This is a genomic window from Bacillus gobiensis, assembly GCF_001278705.1.
In the GTDB taxonomy this organism is placed as follows: domain Bacteria; phylum Bacillota; class Bacilli; order Bacillales; family Bacillaceae; genus Bacillus; species Bacillus gobiensis.
The window spans coordinates 582,257-601,656 of record NZ_CP012600.1 but is presented as its reverse complement, the minus strand read 5'-3'; the positions used below and the strand labels follow the sequence as shown (position 1 = coordinate 601,656).

The 19,400-nt window shown below is 41.7% G+C and carries 22 protein-coding genes and 1 pseudogene; 10 read left to right on the top strand and 13 right to left on the bottom strand.

The window, feature by feature from the left end; all coding sequences use genetic code 11:
* Window positions 1–87 precede the first annotated feature (87 nt).
* The 4 genes from AM592_RS02965 to AM592_RS02950 form a co-directional block, all read right to left on the bottom strand.
* Window positions 88–915, bottom strand: coding sequence for a carbohydrate ABC transporter permease (locus AM592_RS02965; protein WP_053602400.1), 828 nt, complete (start codon window positions 913–915; stop codon window positions 88–90).
* 15 nt (window positions 916–930) lie between these two features.
* On the bottom strand, window positions 931–2,226 hold the full coding sequence (locus AM592_RS02960) for a carbohydrate ABC transporter permease (RefSeq protein WP_053605959.1): 1,296 nt from the start codon (window positions 2,224–2,226) through the stop codon (window positions 931–933).
* 27 nt (window positions 2,227–2,253) lie between these two features.
* Window positions 2,254–3,549, bottom strand: a complete 1,296-nt coding sequence (locus AM592_RS02955) for an ABC transporter substrate-binding protein (RefSeq protein WP_053602399.1) — start codon at window positions 3,547–3,549, stop codon at window positions 2,254–2,256.
* A 223-nt stretch (window positions 3,550–3,772) separates the two neighbouring features.
* Window positions 3,773–4,633: an SDR family oxidoreductase gene (locus tag AM592_RS02950; RefSeq protein WP_053602398.1), complete on the bottom strand. Its 861-nt coding sequence runs from the start codon at window positions 4,631–4,633 to the stop codon at window positions 3,773–3,775.
* A 114-nt stretch (window positions 4,634–4,747) separates the two neighbouring features.
* Between AM592_RS02950 and AM592_RS02945 the strand changes: the two genes are divergently transcribed.
* From AM592_RS02945 to AM592_RS02925, 5 genes are all read left to right on the top strand, one after another.
* Entirely contained in the window at window positions 4,748–6,286 is a 1,539-nt protein-coding gene (locus AM592_RS02945) for an FAD-dependent oxidoreductase (protein WP_098945183.1), read from the top strand.
* A gap of 163 nt (window positions 6,287–6,449) precedes the next feature.
* Window positions 6,450–7,082, top strand: coding sequence for a GDSL-type esterase/lipase family protein (locus tag AM592_RS02940; protein WP_053602396.1), 633 nt, complete (start codon window positions 6,450–6,452; stop codon window positions 7,080–7,082).
* A 59-nt stretch (window positions 7,083–7,141) separates the two neighbouring features.
* Window positions 7,142–7,711, top strand: a complete 570-nt coding sequence (locus tag AM592_RS02935) for a histidine phosphatase family protein (RefSeq protein ID WP_053602395.1) — start codon at window positions 7,142–7,144, stop codon at window positions 7,709–7,711.
* 60 nt (window positions 7,712–7,771) lie between these two features.
* On the top strand, window positions 7,772–8,290 hold the full coding sequence (locus AM592_RS02930) for a DUF6886 family protein (RefSeq protein ID WP_053602394.1): 519 nt from the start codon (window positions 7,772–7,774) through the stop codon (window positions 8,288–8,290).
* A 3-nt stretch (window positions 8,291–8,293) separates the two neighbouring features.
* Window positions 8,294–8,815, top strand: a complete 522-nt coding sequence (locus AM592_RS02925; RefSeq protein ID WP_053602393.1) for a P-loop NTPase family protein — start codon at window positions 8,294–8,296, stop codon at window positions 8,813–8,815.
* 22 nt (window positions 8,816–8,837) lie between these two features.
* Here AM592_RS02925 and AM592_RS02920 read toward each other — a convergent pair whose 3' ends face one another.
* A complete protein-coding gene (locus AM592_RS02920) occupies window positions 8,838–9,224 on the bottom strand; it encodes a VOC family protein (RefSeq protein WP_053602392.1) in 387 nt (128 codons plus the stop codon).
* 132 nt (window positions 9,225–9,356) lie between these two features.
* On the opposite strand from AM592_RS02920, the gene AM592_RS02915 reads away from it, so the two are divergent.
* Window positions 9,357–9,554, top strand: coding sequence for a DUF4177 domain-containing protein (locus AM592_RS02915; protein WP_053602391.1), 198 nt, complete (start codon window positions 9,357–9,359; stop codon window positions 9,552–9,554).
* A gap of 604 nt (window positions 9,555–10,158) precedes the next feature.
* On the opposite strand, the gene AM592_RS02910 is transcribed toward AM592_RS02915, so the two are convergent.
* The 4 genes from AM592_RS02910 to AM592_RS02895 form a co-directional block, all read right to left on the bottom strand.
* On the bottom strand, window positions 10,159–11,427 hold the full coding sequence (locus AM592_RS02910) for a M48 family metallopeptidase (protein ID WP_053602390.1): 1,269 nt from the start codon (window positions 11,425–11,427) through the stop codon (window positions 10,159–10,161).
* Window positions 11,428–11,511: 84 nt separating this feature from the next.
* Complete coding sequence (locus tag AM592_RS02905) at window positions 11,512–11,820, bottom strand: AzlD domain-containing protein (RefSeq protein WP_053602389.1); 309 nt, start codon at window positions 11,818–11,820, stop codon at window positions 11,512–11,514.
* Window positions 11,813–12,517, bottom strand: a complete 705-nt coding sequence (locus AM592_RS02900; RefSeq protein WP_098945182.1) for an AzlC family ABC transporter permease — start codon at window positions 12,515–12,517, stop codon at window positions 11,813–11,815. The genes AM592_RS02905 and AM592_RS02900 overlap by 8 nt, the downstream gene beginning before the upstream one ends.
* 11 nt (window positions 12,518–12,528) lie before the next feature.
* The gene (locus AM592_RS02895; protein WP_053602387.1) at window positions 12,529–13,080 is read right to left on the bottom strand and encodes a helix-turn-helix domain-containing protein; all 552 of its coding nucleotides are present in this window, start codon (window positions 13,078–13,080) and stop codon (window positions 12,529–12,531) included.
* Between the two features lie 123 nt (window positions 13,081–13,203).
* Between AM592_RS02895 and AM592_RS02890 the strand changes: the two genes are divergently transcribed.
* Window positions 13,204–13,608 carry a YhfM domain-containing protein gene (locus AM592_RS02890; RefSeq protein ID WP_053602386.1) on the top strand — a complete coding sequence of 135 codons (405 nt, stop codon included), beginning with the start codon at window positions 13,204–13,206 and terminating at the stop codon, window positions 13,606–13,608.
* A 38-nt stretch (window positions 13,609–13,646) separates the two neighbouring features.
* Here the strand turns inward: AM592_RS02890 and AM592_RS02885 are convergent, their stop codons facing one another.
* Entirely contained in the window at window positions 13,647–14,636 is a 990-nt protein-coding gene (locus tag AM592_RS02885) for a lipoate--protein ligase (RefSeq protein WP_053602385.1), read from the bottom strand.
* 12 nt (window positions 14,637–14,648) lie between these two features.
* Window positions 14,649–15,383 carry an MBL fold metallo-hydrolase gene (locus AM592_RS02880; protein ID WP_053602384.1) on the bottom strand — a complete coding sequence of 245 codons (735 nt, stop codon included), beginning with the start codon at window positions 15,381–15,383 and terminating at the stop codon, window positions 14,649–14,651.
* Window positions 15,384–15,535: 152 nt separating this feature from the next.
* Here AM592_RS02880 and yhfH point away from each other — a divergent pair, with 152 nt between their 5' ends.
* The gene (gene yhfH, locus AM592_RS23060) at window positions 15,536–15,670 is read left to right on the top strand and encodes a protein YhfH (RefSeq protein ID WP_082363669.1); all 135 of its coding nucleotides are present in this window, start codon (window positions 15,536–15,538) and stop codon (window positions 15,668–15,670) included.
* Between the two features lie 76 nt (window positions 15,671–15,746).
* Here the strand turns inward: yhfH and AM592_RS02875 are convergent, their stop codons facing one another.
* A complete protein-coding gene (locus AM592_RS02875) occupies window positions 15,747–16,793 on the bottom strand; it encodes a M42 family metallopeptidase (protein ID WP_053602383.1) in 1,047 nt (348 codons plus the stop codon).
* 130 nt (window positions 16,794–16,923) lie between these two features.
* Here AM592_RS02875 and AM592_RS02870 point away from each other — a divergent pair, with 130 nt between their 5' ends.
* Window positions 16,924–17,814 (top strand): NAD-dependent epimerase/dehydratase family protein, encoded by an 891-nt coding sequence (locus AM592_RS02870; protein WP_053602382.1) that lies wholly within the window; start codon window positions 16,924–16,926, stop codon window positions 17,812–17,814.
* A 178-nt stretch (window positions 17,815–17,992) separates the two neighbouring features.
* On the opposite strand, the gene AM592_RS02865 is transcribed toward AM592_RS02870, so the two are convergent.
* Complete coding sequence (locus AM592_RS02865; RefSeq protein WP_053602381.1) at window positions 17,993–18,664, bottom strand: DUF3298 and DUF4163 domain-containing protein; 672 nt, start codon at window positions 18,662–18,664, stop codon at window positions 17,993–17,995.
* Between the two features lie 117 nt (window positions 18,665–18,781).
* Here AM592_RS02865 and AM592_RS02860 point away from each other — a divergent pair.
* Window positions 18,782–19,123 (top strand): annotated as a pseudogene (locus AM592_RS02860) (sensor histidine kinase); the annotation flags it as partial.
* Window positions 19,124–19,400 lie beyond the last annotated feature (277 nt).

Below are 19,400 nucleotides of genomic sequence, written 5' to 3'. Positions count from 1 at the left end.
CACTGTATAAATTCGTAATTTTAATATCGGATAGCGACGGCCATTTTTTAACAATAAAAAAGCCCCCTTTATCAGGGAGCTGATCTTTCATTCTTTTACAGAGCCTGATGTAAGTCCTGACACAATTCTGCGTTGAAAAAGCAGGACGAGTATGACAAGCGGAACGGTTACGATGACAGTCGCTGCGCTTATTTCTCCCCATGGTATCGTGTATTGCCCTCTGAACATGGCGATGCCGACGGGAACCGTTTTAAATGGTTCATCTGTATTAATGGTTAAAGAAAATAAAAATTCATTCCAAGCCGCGATAAACACGAGAATGGCAGTCGTAAAAACGCCCGGTACTGCAAGGGGAAGCACGACCTTGAAATAGGTTTGCATTCTGGTTGCGCCGTCGATTCGGGCGGCTTCCTCCAAATCGAAAGGGATTTTCCGAAAAAAAGTGACGAGTAACCAGATGGATAGCGGCAAAGCAAAAGTAGTATAAGGGATAATCAGTCCCAAATAGCTGTTAGTTAAGCCAACGTTTCTTAAAAAAAGATAGATCGGCGAAATCGTTGCTATCTGCGGAAACATCGACACGGATAACACGATGCCAAGAAACAATGTTTTTCCTTTAAAATCAAGCCTGGCGATCGCGTAAGCGGCAAATGCTGCCACAAACACGGTATAGGCTGTTGTAATTCCGGCAACTACGGTTGAATTCCACAAATACTTAATAAACGGATATTCAGTAAACACTGAAACGTAATGCGAGAATGTGGGATTAGAGGCAAACCAATCGAAAGCCCTTTCCCCGAACAGCGCGGACAAGGGTTTGATGCTGGCAAGCAAAATCCATAAAAAAGGAAACATGACGAAAAAAACAAATAAGATTAAGCCAAGATAAAAGAAAGGTCCCGCTTTTTTTTTCACGGTTGCACCACCTCCTTATTTTTTGTCAGAAATGAGGTCTGATCCGAGCAGCTTAATATAAATAACGGATATAACCGCCACACATAGAAAGACGATAACAGAGATTGCCGAGCCTTGACCGAAATTGGTTTGGGAAAACATGATTTTATACGCATAAAGAGAGATTACCTCTGTACTGTTTGCTGGTCCTCCTCCAGTCAACACATAAATCAAATCAAAGACACGGAAGGCATCCAGCGTTCGAAATAACAATGCCACAAGGATGCTCGATTTCAAAAGTGGCAGTGTAATCGTGACAAACCGTTTCCACTTTCCCGCACCATCAATCGAAGCTGCTTCATATAAGCTATTTGGGATCGTTTGTAATCCAGCGAGCAACAAGAGAGCCATGTAAGGCGTCGTTTTCCAAACGTCTGTAAAAATAATGGAGAACATCGCACCTGCCCCACTTGTCAATAAATCTCCCATCGACTCGAACAGCCCAATGTCAGACAAGTATTTTGCGATAATTCCGTTTTGGCCGTCGTATAAAAACTTCCACATCAAAGCCGATACAGCTGTCGGAATCGCCCACGGAATAAGAATGGAAGCACGTACCATACCTCTTCCAAAAAAGCTTTTGTGAATTAACAGGGCGATCGCAAGACCGATAATAAGCTCAATGCAGACCGAAATGACGGTAAAAAACAACGTATTATAAAGAGAATTCCATAGCCTCATGTTTGAAAATAAATTGCCGTAATGAGCTAATCCGATAAAATTCGGCTCTACCACAGCATCGTCCATGCGTTTTGCAAGCCCCGTGATTTTCTCATCTTTTTCCAGAGCTGCGATTCCAGTTATCAATTCACTTGCTTGCTTTGATTTTTCAGTATAGTTTTCAGCCTCTTGTTCATTCAAAGAAACCATCTTCTCTTCAGAAGAAGGGGTTTCGAATTCCATCAGCTTCGTATTAATTTCATCATAACGTTCGTCAGAATACTCCCTTACGTCCTCATCCAGGCTCGTCAAAACATTGACCGCTTCATCCAGTTTCCCCTGTTCATTCGCCGGTATTTCTTTTACTTCATCTAGGGCTGCCACAAGAAATGGCTGGGTATCCAAATATACGGATAAATCAAGCTGGTGCTCATATTGAAGCGTTGAAGCTTTTGGGTCATTCAGCCTGTAATCAAACAGGCTGAAATAAAAGGACTGGATGACGGGCCAAATGGCGACGACAAGAATCAGTACTACAGAAGGGATAATTAACAGATAAGCCAATCTGCGTTCAGCTTTTTTCTCCCGGCTAACTTTAACTTTTGTTGCCATCTCACTCATCCCTTTTTTGAAAGACACTTATTGACCAAGCACGGCTTTCAGCTCTTTCTCCATATTTTGAACTGCTTGTTCCGGTGTAACCTCTTTTGCAATCGCTTTGCTCAGTTCAATTTGAATCACTTCGGATACTTCAGGATAATTGGCAGTTACCGGTCTTGGCACGGCAGTCTCAAGGCCTTTTTGGAAGCCTTCTTCAGCAAAGAACGGATTTTTCTCAATGATTTCTTTATCTTCGTATAAAGCCGGAATAGTAGGTGCGAGTGCCCCGTAAAGCGCTCCAATTTTTTGCCCTTCAGGTCCGGTCATAAATTTCACAAATTCCCAGGCTTCCTTTTTATGCTTAGAAAACTTATTAATTCCGGTCATCCATCCGCCAAGCGCGGCCGCTGTCCCTGCATCCCCTGCTGGAAGAGGCGCCACTCCAATCTTATCAACAATTTTCGATTGCTCAGGATCGTTAGCAAGACTATATTGGTACGGCCAGTTGCGGATTAACGGGGATTGACCTTCGATAAACGCGGTATGTGATTCTTGTTCGATAAAGGTCGTAACGTTGTCCGGAACAGCATCCATAGTGGCTACTTCAACCATTTTCGCAACACCTTTTATCGTTTCAGGCGAATTGACAACTACCTTTCCGTTATCATCGAGGAATTTTCCGCCGTAAGAAGAAATAAATTCAATTCCGTTACAAACTAGACCTTCATATTGCTTCGCCTGCATTAGATACCCATACTTCATACCGTTTTTCCCTTGGTTTTCTTTTGCTGAAGCAATTAGCTCATCCCACGTTTTCGGCACTTCATTCTCAGCAATAATATCTTTTCGATAGAATAAAAGACCGGTATCAATATACTTAGGCATCGCCCACTGCTTCCCATTAAACGATGCTGCAGACACAGCTCTCTGATTGTAGTCTTCAAGTTTAATATCTTTATCCTGCTGCAAGAAACGGTCGAGCTCCACCAAATACCCCGCCTGGGCAAATTCTGCCGGCCAGATGGTATCAAGCTCCATCACGTCGATTTCAGATGATCCCCCGTTAAACATCGTAACGTATGCATCGTGCTGCTGCCCTGTGTCAGCAGGCATTTCTCTGAATTTCACTTGAATTTTCGGGTTTCGTTTATTAAATTCTTCTACAATTTTTTTCGTTCCTCCAGTCGCGTCCTGCCCCTTCGAATAAACGATTGTTACGACTTCGTCTTTCTCTTCCTCGTTTCGCTTTTCTCCGCTTGTCGAGCTGCTGGAACAACCACTAATAACGAGAACAAAAGCCATCAACAATAAAGATAGCGCTTTCATTTTTAGCATAAATAAATCTCCCCTTTTGTTTTGTCGGAAAACCTATCAGTCTTGCAATCTCCCTTCTCCCACTATGAAATCGCTTACAATCTATATTATAACTAAGCATTCAGAAATTTCAAATCATTAATGTAATTTTATATTTTATTTTTTAGAAAAGCTGGAAGAAGTTGTTCGATCTTTTCCGTAAAGAAAAATCAACCCTTTGATAAGAAGAGTTGATTTTCTTTTTCTAGCCATTTACAATGCTTCCTCCGTTGATGTGAATCACTTGTCCAGTCACGTAGGATGAATCGTCGGATGCAAGGTAAACGTAAGCAGGGGCTATCTCTGCCGGCTGGCCAGGGCGCTGCATCGGAGTTGTTGAACCGAATTCCGCCACCTCTTTTTCTGTAAAAGTTGAAGGGATAAGTGGTGTCCAGATTGGCCCCGGGGCAACACCGTTGACACGAATTCCTTGTGTAGCAAGAGAAAGCGACAACGAACGAGTAAAGGTAGTGATCGCGCCCTTCGTCGACGAATAATCAAGCAGCTTCTCATGGCCGGCATATGCTGTTATTGAAGTCGTATTAATGATTGTGCTCCCCTTTTTTAGATGCGGCAGCACAGCTTTTGTTAAAAAGAACATGGAAAAGATATTCGTGCGAAACGTCCGTTCAAGCTGTTCTTTCGTAATTTTCTCAATCCCAGTTTGCGGGTGCTGTTCTGCAGCATTGTTTACGAGAATATCAATGCTTCCAAACGTGTTTTTCGTTTGTGCAGCCGCTTCATTGCAGAAGGCTTCGTCACCTACATCTCCTTCAATGAGCAAGCAGCTTGTCCCTTCTTTCTCTACCAGCTCTTTTGTCTTTTGGGCATCCTCTTTTTCATTTAAATAAACAACAGCTACGTTAGCGCCCTCTTTACTGAACAAAACAGCAACTGCTCTGCCAATCCCGCTGTCGCCGCCGGTAATAATCGCTGTTTTCCCTGCCAGCTTTTTATCTTTTTTTGGGAAATCAAACACTGGAGTGGGATTCATGACATGCTCAAGGCCCGGCCGCTCATTTTGATGCTGTGGCGGGAGCACTTGTTTAGGTGTGTTCTTTGTCAAGTACAAAAACCTCCTTAGATAAAGTGACTATTTTATTATGTTTTATTTTTCCTTCTTCATGCATGAATACTTTCATTTTGGAAAAATTAAGGAATACAAATATGGGGAGGTGCCATTTTGACAGACTCTATCGAAAAAAAACCAGAGCCGATCTGGCGAGAATCATGCCAAATTAAAAAATTTCCGGCATTAGAAGAGGATAAAACAACAGATGTTACGATCGTAGGAGGCGGTATTACAGGTATTACGGCAGCCTACGAGCTGACAAAAAAGGGCTACTCGGTTGTCGTTATTGATGCAAACGAGCTGTTAAACGGAACAACCGGCCACACTACAGCCAAAATTACAGCCCAACATAGCCTCATCTATCACGAGCTCATTCAGCATATGGGCGTTCCAAAAGCAAGGCTTTATTATGAGTCTAATCGAGCGGTTATCACGTATATTCAAAATATAGTAAAAGAGCATCAGATTTCTTGCGATTTTTCTCCGCAGGACGCCATTCTTTGGACCGAGGATGAATCTGCAATTAAGAAGCTTCGCCAGGAGGAAGAAGCTTATAAACAAATCGGCATCGATCGAGAGTGGTTGGACGAGCTTCCCTTGCCAGTGAAAAGCAAAGGCGCACTCGTTATGAAAAATCAGGCACAATTTCATCCGTTAGCTTATTTAAAGGTTCTGCTGGAACAAATTGTTGAACAAGGCGGCGAGATCTATGAACACACGGTGGCAGTCGATATAGAAGATACGGATAACGCAGATCACCCAAAGGTCTTATTAAAAAACGGTAAAAAGATTTCGAGCAAATATGTACTCATATGCTCCCATTTTCCGTTTTATGACAGCGGCTTTTATTTTTCAAAGCTTCATGCCGACAGGTCGTATGTGATGGCTATTAAGCCTAAGTCTCCATTCCCAGGAGGCATGTACTTGAATATTGATACGCCTGTAAGATCGTTGCGAGAAACGATGCACAACGGTGAAAAAATACTTTTGGTAGGCGGAGAAAGCCATCAAACCGGCCAAGGCTACGACACGGAAGCTTACTACACCGCTTTGGAGGACTTTTCTGAGAAAACGTTTGGCATTGATCAAATCATCTCCCGCTGGTCGGCGCAAGACTTGATTTCACTTGACAAGCTGCCGTATATCGGTCCAATCACCCGAAAGAAAGAGAAAATATTAATCGCCACAGCCTACAAAAAATGGGGCATGACATCAGGGACACTCGCTGCCCAGCTATTAACTGATTACGTTACTGGTAATACAAATCGAAGCCATGAACTGTATCGTCCCGGACGCTTCTATCCTGATCCTTCCATTAAGAAGTTTATCCAGGAAAATTCTGATGTTGCCGCCCATTTAACGGAAGGAAAAATCGATTCTCCTGAAATTGGACCGGGTGAGGTCGGCAAGGACGAAGGAATGGTCGTAAATGTGAACGGTTATCGAACGGGAGCATATCGCGACGAGTCAGGCAAGCTTTTTCTCGTTGATACGACATGCACCCATATGGGATGCGAAGTCGAATGGAACAGCGGCGACCGCACATGGGACTGCCCTTGCCACGGCTCACGCTTCTCACACACAGGCGACGTGATCGAAGGACCTGCAATAGAGCCATTGGCAAAGAGGGATTCAGAAAAGCTGTAATGTACTGCCGCTCTTTTTTTGAGAGCGGCAGTTTTTTTATATTAGGAAGCGATTGTCTCTTATTAAAACTGCATGAAATAATTTTTCCAATTTTGTCCGTGTCCATTTCCCTTGCAAACGAGTACTTATAATTATCGAATGTAAGAGGAAAGGAGGCATCATCATGCCGCTTTATTATACGGCACTTGGGGATTCTCTTTCTGTCGGAGTAGGTGCGGGCCTGTTTGGTACGGGCTTTGTTGAGCGATACGAGAAAATGATCGAGGAGGATCTTCATATAGACGTCTATCTTCATGTTTGTGCTCGTTCAGGCCAAACGACGGGAGAAATTCTTCAAATGCTTAATCAGCCTGATCATATACAACGATTATCTAAAGCAAACATTATTACGATTACCGCGGGTGGAAATGATTTAATCGACGCAGTGCTCGAATATTATAATGACCCCGATGAACAAATATTTTTAGATGCCCTCGCAACATCCCGCAACCATTTTCGTTCAATTCTGGAACGTATTGCAGAGCTGAAAGAAGGAAAATCCGACTATATGATTCGAATCGCCAATCTATACAACCCCGTCCCTCAAGTTCCATTAGCCAAGAAATGGATTTCGCGTTTCAATAAACATTTGCAGCAGCTAGCAAATGAACCTCATGTAAAAATCGCCGATCTCTATTCAGCGTTTCAAAACCATACAGACGAGTATGTATCGGTCGACAACATTCATCCTAATCAACTTGGCTATCAAGTTATCGCAGAAGAAATGAGAAAAACAGGATACAAACCGCTTGGGTAAACATCTGGTCTCGGGTAAAATAGGAGAGAACGAATCTTATATTTACCGGGAGGATCATGATGACAGCCATTTGCCTAATCAGACATGGAGAAACAGACTGGAATTTACAAAGAAGGCTTCAAGGTAGCACAGATATTCCTTTAAACTCAACTGGTTTAAATCAAGCTGATAAAACCGGGAAGCATTTAAAAGACACAGAATGGGACGTCATTGTGGCTAGCCCCTTAATCAGAGCGAAAAAAACCGCTGAAATCATTAATGAATATCTGCAGCTCCCATTAATCGAAATGGAAGAATTCAAGGAGCGCGATTTTGGGGATGCGGAAGGAATATCGCTAGAAGAACGAACGGAAAAATACCCTTCAAAAAATTACCCAAACCAAGAAACGATTGAGGATTTTACTGAACGGCTTATGACTGGATTAAAAAAAGTTCAAAAAGAATTCCCAAATAAAAAAGTATTGGTCGTGGCGCATGGGGGAGCGATTCATACCATCCTTACCACTATTTCCAACGGAGAAGTCAATTTGGACAACACCCCCCTTGTCAACGCCTGTATAAGCAACATCCAATTCGCGGAAGAAAAGTGGAATGTCTCGAATTACAACCTGAGCGAACATTTACTCTAATAAAAGTGAGTGCCGGAGTTTATCCGGCGCTTTCATTTTTCTCACAGAAAGGATAAAAGCATGCTGTTCCATATAAGCGAGGAGCCAGACTTATCTGTATTCGCACCTAGAATCGCAGTGAATTATTCTCATCTTCCGCCTGTCGTTTGGGCCATTGATCAAGAGCATTTGCCCCATTACTTCCTGCCGCGTGACTGTCCGAGAGTCATCTATTGGCAAGGTGAACAAACTAACGAAGCAGATACAAAACGATTTTTTAGTCAGTCCACTGCGAGAAAGGTGATCGCTGTCGAAAACGGTTGGCTGGCACGAATCCTGAACACCCCTCTCTATCAATATAGCTTTGAACCAGCGCCATTCACTCTGTTCGAAGAAGCAAAAACAGCCGGATACTACATAGCAGAAACGACCGTCGCTCCTATTGCGACCGAGTGCATACCGAACGGCCTTGAGCAAATCGCACAAGCAGGGATTGAAATTCGAGTTACTCCTCATTTGCAGTTGATCAGGGACCAAGTCATTTCCTCCACCTTAGATTTTTCCATCATTCGATTTCGAAATGCAAGAAAGGAGATATGATTTTTGAAAAAAATTATGGTGCTTGGGATTTCTCCAGGAGTCGGGAAATCAACGTTTGCGAACGAACTTGGAAGAATTCTCGGAATCAAGGTTCATCATTTGGATGCCTATTTTTGGAGAGCAGGCTGGATACAGGCTCCGCCGGAGGAATTTGCCGAAGCCCAGCAGCAAATCGTCCAGAACAACGAATGGATCATCGAAGGCAACTACACCGGCACCTACGAAATTCGGTCCAGAGAAGCGGACACCATCATTTACCTTGAGCTTCCTTTGTCACTATGTTTGTACCGGGTATTTAAGCGCTACATCAAAAACATTGGAAACACTAGGCCGGATATGGCTCCAGGCTGTCAGGAGAAGCTAGACTTTGAATTTCTAAAGTTTATTATGACCACCTATTATCCTCGGAGAAAAAAGATAAAGAAGCGGCTCGCTTCCTTTCAACCCATTGGTGAGGACAAAAAGACTGTGATCTTGAAAAACAAAAAGGAAATTCGGACGTATTTAGAAGAACAAAAGTTATGAAGAATCGGGGACTAGGAAATTTTTATAATGGTTTTCTTTCCCCATTCCATTCCAAAATTTCAATACGATTTTCAAATGGATCTGCTAAATAAATTCGATCGGCCTCCGGAAGGCGGTTATCTGATTTGTATGGATAGGAATTTGCTTCCAAATGTTCGATAAACGAAGGCAAATCCTCAATTTCAAACGCGGGATGTGCCTTTTTTGCCGGCACGAACGGATCTTCAATTCCTACATGGACATGTATGGAACCTTTTTCAAACCAAACGCCGCCATTCTTTTTTAATTGAGATGGTTTATTAATTTCTTTAAAACCTAGAATCTGAGTAAAAAAATGACGAGCAGATTCTTCTCCCTCTTTTGGTGCGGCTAACTGCACGTGGTCAATTACTTTAAATTGAAATGACATCATTATCTCCCCTTTCCACTATTAGCTTACTGTTTATTTTTGAAAGTATATAGCTTAAGATTAAGTTTTTCTTATTAAACTGAAACTTTTGACATTATCTTTCGTAATCATATACGAAAGGAGAGTTATCACTTGGCTGTATTTGAATACAAAACTTTGAAATTTATTCCTCAGAAAAAAGGCTTTGTTTCCTCTAGTTTTGAATTTGACTCTGAATTAAATCGCCTCGGGCAAAATGGCTGGCAGGTCACAACTTCATTCACAAATGAAATAAGCGGCACGACCACTGCTGTCTATTACACACTTAAAAGGGAACTCCAAGAAAAATAGCCTTCCTGATACAGGAAGGCTACTTTTTGTCCTTGTGAAGGTAACTTTGTTATCTTTTTTTGCGATTTTGCCTGATTTATTTTCGATCTTTGGACTTTATTTTCGATTTTGACAGGTTATGCACGATCTTTACATTTTGTGCGCGATCTCAACCTGAATACACGCGATCTTCTCATTTTATGCGCGATCCCAACCGAAATACGCGCGATTTTCACTTTTTATGCGCGATCCCAATCGAATATGCGCGATCCCAATCGAATACACGCGATCTTCTCATTTTATGCGCGATCTCAACCGAAATACGCGCGATCTTCTCATTTTATGCGCGATCCCAATCGAATACGCGCGATCTTCTCATTTTATGCGCGATCCCAATCGAATACGCGCGATCTTCTCATTTTATGCGCGATCCCAACCGAAATACGCGCGATTTTCACTTTTTATGCGCGATCCCAATCGAATACACGCGATCTTCTCATTTTATGCGCGATCCCAATCGAATACACGCGATCTTCTCATTTTATGCGCGATCTCATCCGAAATACGCGCGATCTTCTCATTTTATGCGCGATACCCAACCTGATTACGCACATTCCAACCAAAGTCACTCGCGATCTTCCCCCTTTTTATAGTTGTCCAACGATTGTATCCGTTCCATGATCGTTGGGTGTCCGTAGCGAAAGAATTTTACTAGCGCAGGAGGGTTCGTTTGGCTTAATCCGGCTATTGAAAGCTCTTGAAACGTTTTAATGCCGGCTTCTTTATCCTCTGTCAGCTCGATGGCGTATTGGTCGGCCTGCCGCTCCATAAATCTTGACACCGTGTTGTTTAATGGAGAGGATAGAAAAGATAAAATTGCAACGATCGCCAGCAATAGTGGCAATGCAGCCAGATCGTGCTTCCCTTCAATGTTTAGCATCGTCCGGTAGCGACTGGCTAGCCAGCGGTAAATCTTATCGATGAAATAAAGACCCAACAGTGACATTAGCAAATATCCCCCGAGTCCGTAATAGACATGCTTCATTACGTAATGACCCATTTCATGCGCCATGATGAACAGAATCTCCGGTTTATCCAATTCCTTTAAGGTCGTATCCCATAGAACAATCCGTTTATTGTTGCCTAGACCGGTAACATATGCGTTTAACGTGTTCGTCTTTTCTGACATATTGACTTCATACACTTGATCGGCAGGGATTTTTGCTTCGTCCGCAAGTGCCAGAATATCAGCCTTCAATTCCTGGTCCTTCAAAGGGTAAAAATCATTGTAGAGCGGGTCTATGACGACCGGCTGCAGAAAGAAAAGGAATAGCGTAAAAGGGACGGTTATCAACCAAGCGTATAGCCACCATCTTTTTTCACTCTTTTTTAATAACGCATAAAAAACAATCGTTACGAGCGTCATGAGCGGAAAGCTGATCCAGAAATCGATGACCTGATCCTTGATCCAGCTGCCTGTGCTTTGTGCGGAGATGTCGTAATTAAGTGCGATTTGGTAGCTTATCCAATCCAATGGCAGGCTGCACAAAGCGACAATGACGCTTAAGACAAACACATATCCGGCAATCCGAAGGTAGGAAAACCTGGTTGCCCTTTCCAACACGCTTTTAATTTTTTTCGAAAAACCGGCGACCAGAAGAATAAAAAAGACCAGCCAGTCGAATGGAATTTTGATAAAAAACAAAAAGTTTCTAATTTTAGAATATTCCTCTGAAAGGATTAGTTCCCGTCCGGTCATAAAGGTTGCCGGATCTGCAGGAGTTCCTTTGACCGAATCCGGTACAGAGCTGTCCCCTGACTGAAATATGTACAAATAAATAAAAAGGCCGTATAGCACATAGGCAAGTACAGCCCCTGATATCCATCTACGCAACAGACTCTCACTCCTTAACTCGGGGATTAATCTTATTTTAATCCAATTTGTCCTAAGATAGAACTAAGCTGTATGTTTATTATCTTAAAAAAACAAGTAGCTTAGTCCTGTCAATGCAACAATCGTTCCAATAACGACGACGATCACATTCGCCCCAAGATAAGAGAAAATCACCGCAATGAGTGTTCCAGCGACACCATACATGATTTCTTCATGAATGAGAAACACACCAGGAATGATTAAAGCGCCAAGAATCGCATACGGTACATTTTTTAATACTTTTTGCAAAAAAGCGGGCAGTTTAAAGGATTGAAAAGCCACAAGCGGAATCATCCGCGGAATATAGGTAACTGCTGCCATGCCCAAAATCATCCAAACGATAGAACTAAGCATGTTTCTTCCTCCTTACCAATGCATTATCAGCCCACTCGATCAACACAGCAGATAATAGCGTTGCGCAAACGATCGCCCATCCAGTTGACAGAAGATGATAGGCATAAAAAAACAGGTGAAATAAACCGGCACATACTGACAGCCAAAGCGCCTTTTGGTGTTTTTTTACCGATGGAATCAAAAGGGCAATAAATAAGGCAAAAAGTGCAACCCCCATACTATCTTGGATAATGACCGGAAGCTGGGATCCTGAAAGATGGCCAACTACACTAAAGGCTACCCAACATACATATCCAATCAAACCAAGCCCCATCATGTATGACGTAGTCAGTCTCTCATTCCGTACGGCAGCAACCGAAAATGACTCATCTGTAATCCAATACGCATAAACCGCTTTTTTCAGCCACCTGTCCCTTTCGACTATCTCATTTAACGTAGTGGATAATAAAAAATGACGAATATTGATAACAAAGGTCGTAAAAATAATTTCCACAGCACTCGTCTGAGCAGCCAAAAGGCTTAATGATGTGTACTGAGAGGCACCGGCAAAAACAATCGCACTCATTAAAAACGTTTCATATAAAGAAAGCTCCGTCGACTTGGCAATCAGCCCAAATGTAAATGCTACAGGGATATATCCGATGGCAATCGTAAGACCTGAGCGAATGCCTTCTATAAATGTGAGTGGATTTTTCAATTTCTTCACCCCTACGAATAATAAATGAAATGAAAAACAGAAGCTTTCTTTCCGCCCCTGTTTTCGTAGCAATGCGGACCGTTTGCTTCAAAGCTTAAAGCGTCTCCGTCAGAAATCACATACTCATTTTCACCAATAGTTATATGTACAGTTCCTTCTGACACCAATACGTATTCCTCTACGCCGCTATGGTGGCCATCGGATTCGTGTCTGCACCCGGGCAATAAATCAATGAAGTAAATTTCAAACTTTTTGTTTTGATCGAAAGAAAAATACGGATAGACATGATAGTTGTCATCAGAACTTTTCACACAAGGCTGGTCTTCTTTTTTTACGAGCGTTGCTTTTTTCATTTCATCTTCCAATATTGATGAAAAGGAAACCTTCAGCCCATTGGCAATTTTCCAAAGCGTTGAAACGGTGGGAGAAGATGTTCCCCGTTCAATTTGGGCCAGCATCCCTTTGCTGACACCCGTTAACGCAGAAAGCTGATCAAATGTATAATTTCTCTCTTTACGCAGGCGCTTCAAATTGGCAGCGATTTTCAATTGAATGTCTTCCACTCGTCCACCTCCAACATAACATATTTTTGTTTAATATATTATACAAATCAACCACAAAAAAGAAAAGATAATTTTTAACAAGTTGGGAAAACTTTTAACAGGACAATCTACAGGAGTGATTTTTTGAGAAAAATAATTGTTAGTGTGCTGGTCGCAGGGTTGGTGATTGTTACCGGTGTTTATGTATATACACTTTTAAGCAGGCCATTTGATACGGAAGATGCCGAAGAAATTTATATACTTCCTACCGATCCTGCCTCAAAAGAGATCATACTTGATGAGAAGGTGGATGTCGTTAATTTTATGAAGCTTCTTAATCAATCAATGAAGAAAAATGAAGCAGGTGTTATTGATACGAGCAAGCCGGATTATAATGGGCAAATTAAAATGAATGATGACCATTACGAGCCCTTCCAGCTTTGGATGAATGGAGATCAAAAGGGAACGATATTTAATAATGGAAATTATTATCAGCTTACTAAAAGCGATTCACGACAGCTGTTTCGATTAATTGATAGTCATAAATAAGAGAGGATCTCTTTTTATAGAGACTCCTCTCACAATGTTTAATAAACCAATTCCACGAATTCTTCCTTTCGGATGTTTCCAAAATAGTGCTTGAGATCCACATCCTCAATTGCTTTTTCAATCGATTTTCTTTCATAATTGATTCCTGACAGTTTATTTTCAATATCCTCAACATTCCCGACTCCGAAAAAGTCACCATATATTTTGCATTGATGGATGACGCCTTTATGAACCTCCAGGCGGACATCGATGCTTCCGATGGAAAACCTTTTCGAGTGCTGAAGATTAAACTTTGGCGATTTGCCGTAATTCCACTCCCAATTTTGGTATCTCTCCAATGACAGTTCGTTGATTTTTTTCCAGTCGTCGTCTGTCAGTTTATACTCAGGAACTTCACCTTTTGTATCAAAAATATAACGGAGCAGCAGCTCTCTAAACTCCAAAGTGGTCATTTTCTCTTCAAAAAATTCACTAATGTTTGCTACTCTGCTTCGGATCGATTTAATTCCTTTTGATTCAATTTTGTCCTTCTTCACATTTAATGCAGACACGACGTGCTCGATTTCCGAATCAAAAAGCAAGGTGCCGTGGCTAAACATTCTGCCGCGCGTTGAGAATTGGGCATTACCTGATATTTTTTTCCCATTTGCGATAATATCATTTCTGCCGCTAAGCTCGGCATCTACGCCTAATCGCTTTAACGCTTCAATCACCGGTTCCGTAAATTTTTTGAAATTATGAAAGCTGTTTCCGTCATCTTTTGTAATGAAGCTGAAATTCAAATTACCTAAATCGTGATAGACCGCGCCTCCGCCTGACAGCCGTCTGACGACGATAATCCCATTATCATCTACATATTTCGTATTGATTTCTTCAATCGTATTTTGATTCTTTCCGATAATGATGGATGGTTGATTGATATAGAACAGCAAATACGATTCTTCCGGGTCCAAATTTTTCAGGCAATATTCTTCGATCGCCAAATTGATCCGCGGATCAGTAATGTTGTTATTGTCAATAAATAACAAGAGGTTTCCTCCTTATTTTCCCCACACAAATCCCGTTTCCGCAAGATCAACAGGTCCTTGGAAAATCGTCTTTGCTTGCTCCTTAAGCTCCTTATGATCCCCAAAATGCGGCAAATGCGTGAGCATCAAATGCTTCACGTTTGCTTTTTCCGCAAGACTGCCAGCTTCAAGACTGTTCATATGTCCCGCATTTGTCCCATCCTGATCGGCGTAAAAATTACATTCAGAAATCAGCAGGTCGGCATTGTCTGAAAATGGAACAAACTCTTCGACGAAGCTGGAATCAGCAGTGTAAACGACTGTATGCTCCCCATCACTGATTCTCATTGCGTAGCAAACGACGGGATGCACAGTTTTTAAAAATTCGATAGTAAATGGACCAATCGAGAGCGTCGCTTCTGGATCATACGTCTTTCCTTCGGTATGATCCGGGTGTGTTAACTTGGCAACATGTTCTTCGTCAAACGGATGTCCGTAAATCGGCAGGGCAGCTTCAACTTTCCCCAGATGAAAACCAATCATTCTCGCATATTGCAGCGGTCCAATATCTGCAACATGATCATGATGATAATGAGAGAGGATGACGGCATCCAATTTTTCCACTGGCAGGTAGTTTTGAAGCTTGGACAAAACAGCGCTTCCGCAATCAACAAGAAGTGAATATCCATTTGACTGGAATAAATAACCTGACGTTGCTCCATCCGCTGACGGAAATCCGCCCCAGTGGCCTATTACTGTGATTTTCATTCGATTCACCTCATTTATTTCTATTCTCTCTTTTCAATATACCCATTTTTCGTTGGAAATGCATGCATTCTGTATTTGTTACAAAACAGATGTTGACTATTCTTGTACTGTTATAATACAATAAATCTATCAAAGGAAGCGGAGGGATATTCATGTTAGGTAAAATCACTGAATTTTTCAGAAACTTGCCAGCCAAAAAATGTTCAGACTGCGGGAATAAGATGGAAGAACAGCATGAATGTTATTCAAACAAATGTAATGAGTGCATGAAAATTACTAGTTTATAAGTGAATAAGATTTTCGGACATCGACGCCCTAGATTGTCCAATAATAAAGGCAGACCAGAATGAAGGTCTGCCTTTATTATTCTTCTGCCATTTTCGAATAGACATAGTGGTACAATAGCTTACCTGAGTTCTCAAGCGACTGTTGGTGCGTTCGTTCAAATGCATGAGACGAATCAATTCCTGGTCCGATTAATCCATGGACGATATCATGTCCGGCACGAATGGCAGCTGAAGCATCAGATCCGTAATAAGGATAGATATCAAGCTTATATCCAATATCATGCTGCTTGGCGAGCTGCACCAAATGTTTTCTAAGCCCGTAATGGTAAGGGCCACTTGAATCCTTTACACATATGGAAACTGTATATTCATCCGTTGTTTGGCCGTCTCCTATCGCACCCATATCCACCGCCAAATATTCGACAGTCTCAGGGGTAATATTAGAGTTTCCGCCATAGCCGATTTCTTCATTATTAGAAATTAGGAAGTGAGTCGTATACGGCAGCGGTTCACTTTCTGATTTTATTTGCTTGATCAGCTGAAGCAAGAGCGCAACACTTGCTTTATCATCGAGATGCCTTGATTTGATAAAGCCGCTCGGTGTGAGCTCCACCCTTGGATCAAATGAGACAAAATCGCCGACCTCGATCCCAAGCGCTCGCACTTCTTCTGCATTTTTTACAACTTCATCAAGGCGGATTTCCATATTTGCCTGATTCCGCTCTGCTTTTGCTGAATCTTTGTAGACATGGACGGACGTCTGATGCATCAGAATGGTTCCCGTGTATATCTTTCCGGACGCTGTTTCAATTTGGCAATACTCGCCTTCAATCGAATGATAATTGAAGCCGCCGATTCGATCAATTTTTATTCTGCCGCTCGGTTTGATCTCTTTTACGATGGCTCCAAGTGTGTCCACGTGCGCAGTCAGCGTGCGGTGCCGGGAAACTTCCTTACCTTGGATTGTTGCTATCAACCCGCCTTTTCGGTTGCGCCTCGACTCTACTTCCCATTCCTTCAAGAGGTTTTCCACGTATGTAATTACTTTGCCGGTGTTTCCCGAAGGACTCGGAATGGAGACAAGCTCTTTTATTAAATGCATGGTTTCATTTGTATCAGTCATTCTCGTTCCCCTCCTTTATGTAGTTATTATTATACAGTTGTAACGGGCAGGTGTCATAAGTTTCACCTGAAGTATATCCAACAATAGGGTGTTATAATTTATATTATTACACTCAAACCGGAGGGATACGATGAACAAAGTTGCAGTGTTAGGTGGAACTCGTTTTTTTGGAATCCATTTAGTTGAAGAATTGATTAGACGCGGAGTTGAGGTCACTGTAGCTACAAGAGGGAATTCCAATATTCCTTTCCCAGACAAAGTGAAACAGATTGTCTTTGATCGAGAAGATGCTGAAGATTTCCGTCGCGCATTTCAAGGTACGAGCTGGGATGCGGTCTATGACCAAATTTGCTATACTTCACAGGATGCCTATACCGCAATCGAGGTGTTCAGAGACAAAACAAAGCACTATATTTTCACGTCCTCCATGTCTGTTTATGATTTAGGTGAAAGCATAATAACGGAAGATGTATTTGACCCGTTTTCCTACCCGATTGTAATGGGGACAAGAGAGGATTTCACTTATCAGGAGGGAAAGAGGCACGCAGAAGCCATATTTCATCAAAAGGCACCCTTCCCGGTTACATCCGTCCGCTTCCCTATTGTTCTGGGAAAAAACGATTATACAGAGCGGCTGACGTGTCATATCGATCGTATCTTAAAAAAACAAGAGATTTATTTTGATCATCCCGAATCAAAAATTAGCTTTATCTCAGAGGAAGAAGCCGGAACTTTTTTAGGTTGGCTGCTTGATCGTCCCGAGAACACTCCGTTTAATGCTTGTGCTTCAGGTGCAACTTCATTACGGGCGTTACTAAGCTTGATTGAAAATGAAACCGGCGAAGAATTTCTTTTAGCGAAAGAAAAAACGGAGGATAATGCCTCACCATATAATCTTCCTGAATCCTGGACTCTTTCAAATGAAAAAGCGGCTGCCGCTGGATTTTCTTTTAGTGATCTAGATAATTGGCTTCCGCATTTGGTTCGTGACGTAACTGCGACGAGAAAACAGCTTCTATAAATTTTCTTGCTCCTGAGATTATTTACTTCTCCGGAGCTTTTTTTATATCGCGAGATTCAATTTATGTGCCACTTGCCACGTTTTATGTACTTCTTTGCTCTCTTATGTGCCTCTCGCCTGTTTTATGTGCTTCTTTACCTTATTATATGCCAAAAAGCGGCAGAAAAAGATCCGCCGCTTACTTGTACACGCTGCTTGGTATCACAATCACCTGATTGCCCGAAACATAAGGAGCAATGTCATATTGCTGGAAAACTAAAGCGATTCCATCATCTGTAAAGAAAAAAGCCGTGTTCTTATTGATTTTTACATCTTCTTTTTTTAGATCTGGATAAAAAATATTTGGACGAGCTTTCGCATATTGATAAACGTAATCCGTTACTTTGGCGAACTTCTGTTGATTTGTGAGGATATCGTCCAACTTCACCCTCTTCTTCTTCAATAGGTCATAATTGAAGGACTGAACAACAGTGTTGCCATGAGCGCCGCCTGTAAAAATATAATCACTCGTTAAAATACTAAGCTTATTGTTCTTATTGTACTTCACGTCAAAATCACTTTGATATTGCGGCTCATAGCCATACTTCTTGGCAGCCTCTAGATTATCTTTGTATGCCTTATAAGATTTCTTAATATAATTGGTAAAGTCGTTATTAATTTTTCTTTCAAACGATGGATTGCCGACAATTCTGACCTGCGGGTATTTAAGCTCCTTAATATCCTTATAATATTTAGTATCTACAATTACGTTTTCCCTTGGATTTGCTTCTGCTTTGGGATGAAAGCTTAACGAAGCTGCAAATAGTAAAATACTTACCATTACTACTACCCTAACGTATTTCTTGCGCATAACTCCGCCTCCGTTATTCTGGTTGAATATGCAAATTGGAAGTATCCACTTCTGCATAAATTCAGTCTGCGCAATTTCAGAAAAATTATTATGTGGATTGGCAACCTAACGGAAGGCATAAAGGGCAAATATGATACCGATAAAATCAAGCAAGTGTTCTTAAACTTGTTTCACAATGCGGTTCAACACACCGACCCTAATACCGGGAATATAAAACTTTCGCTAATGATCGCAGACAATCAAGTCGAACTTTCAATTAGGGATAATGGTACCGGCATAGAAACAGAAAATCTCCCATATATATTTGACCGGTTTTATCGGATAGATCGTTCTCTAACACGACAGTATGGCGGAGCTGGCCTAGGTCTCTCAATAACCAAAACCATCGTTAACGCACATGAGGGAACAATTGCTGTAAATAGCCGCGTCGGGAAAGGTTCGACATTTCTTATTTATCTTTCTAATATAGTAGGGAGCGCCTCGGCGCTCTCCTTTTTGTTGACGTTGGCTCTTCCTCTATTTCTATTGGCCATAAGCTTATGCTTTGACTGCAGCAACGGATTCTTCGAATAATTCCACCTCCTTTGCTGCTCTAAATTTATCCAGCAGGAATTGTTATTAAACCCTTTGTACGACCTTAATTCTTTCACAACGACTCACCTATAATCATTCTATGTTATGACAGGTTCTTTTAAATTCGAGAACTCATTCAAATTTTTGGAAACAGATAAATTAG

Coding starts and splice junctions, on each gene's coding strand:
- AM592_RS02870 (WP_053602382.1), top strand. CDS start 16,924: ATGAACAAAGTTGCAGTGTTAGGTGGAACTCGTTTTTTTGGAATCCAT.
- AM592_RS02865 (WP_053602381.1), bottom strand. CDS start 18,664: ATGCGCAAGAAATACGTTAGGGTAGTAGTAATGGTAAGTATTTTACTA.
- AM592_RS02935 (WP_053602395.1), top strand. CDS start 7,142: ATGACAGCCATTTGCCTAATCAGACATGGAGAAACAGACTGGAATTTA.
- AM592_RS02905 (WP_053602389.1), bottom strand. CDS start 11,820: ATGCTTAGTTCTATCGTTTGGATGATTTTGGGCATGGCAGCAGTTACC.
- AM592_RS02960 (WP_053605959.1), bottom strand. CDS start 2,226: ATGGCAACAAAAGTTAAAGTTAGCCGGGAGAAAAAAGCTGAACGCAGA.
- AM592_RS02930 (WP_053602394.1), top strand. CDS start 7,772: ATGCTGTTCCATATAAGCGAGGAGCCAGACTTATCTGTATTCGCACCT.
- AM592_RS02955 (WP_053602399.1), bottom strand. CDS start 3,549: ATGCTAAAAATGAAAGCGCTATCTTTATTGTTGATGGCTTTTGTTCTC.
- AM592_RS02920 (WP_053602392.1), bottom strand. CDS start 9,224: ATGTCATTTCAATTTAAAGTAATTGACCACGTGCAGTTAGCCGCACCA.
- AM592_RS02940 (WP_053602396.1), top strand. CDS start 6,450: ATGCCGCTTTATTATACGGCACTTGGGGATTCTCTTTCTGTCGGAGTA.
- AM592_RS02880 (WP_053602384.1), bottom strand. CDS start 15,383: ATGAAAATCACAGTAATAGGCCACTGGGGCGGATTTCCGTCAGCGGAT.
- yhfH (WP_082363669.1), top strand. CDS start 15,536: ATGTTAGGTAAAATCACTGAATTTTTCAGAAACTTGCCAGCCAAAAAA.
- AM592_RS02875 (WP_053602383.1), bottom strand. CDS start 16,793: ATGACTGATACAAATGAAACCATGCATTTAATAAAAGAGCTTGTCTCC.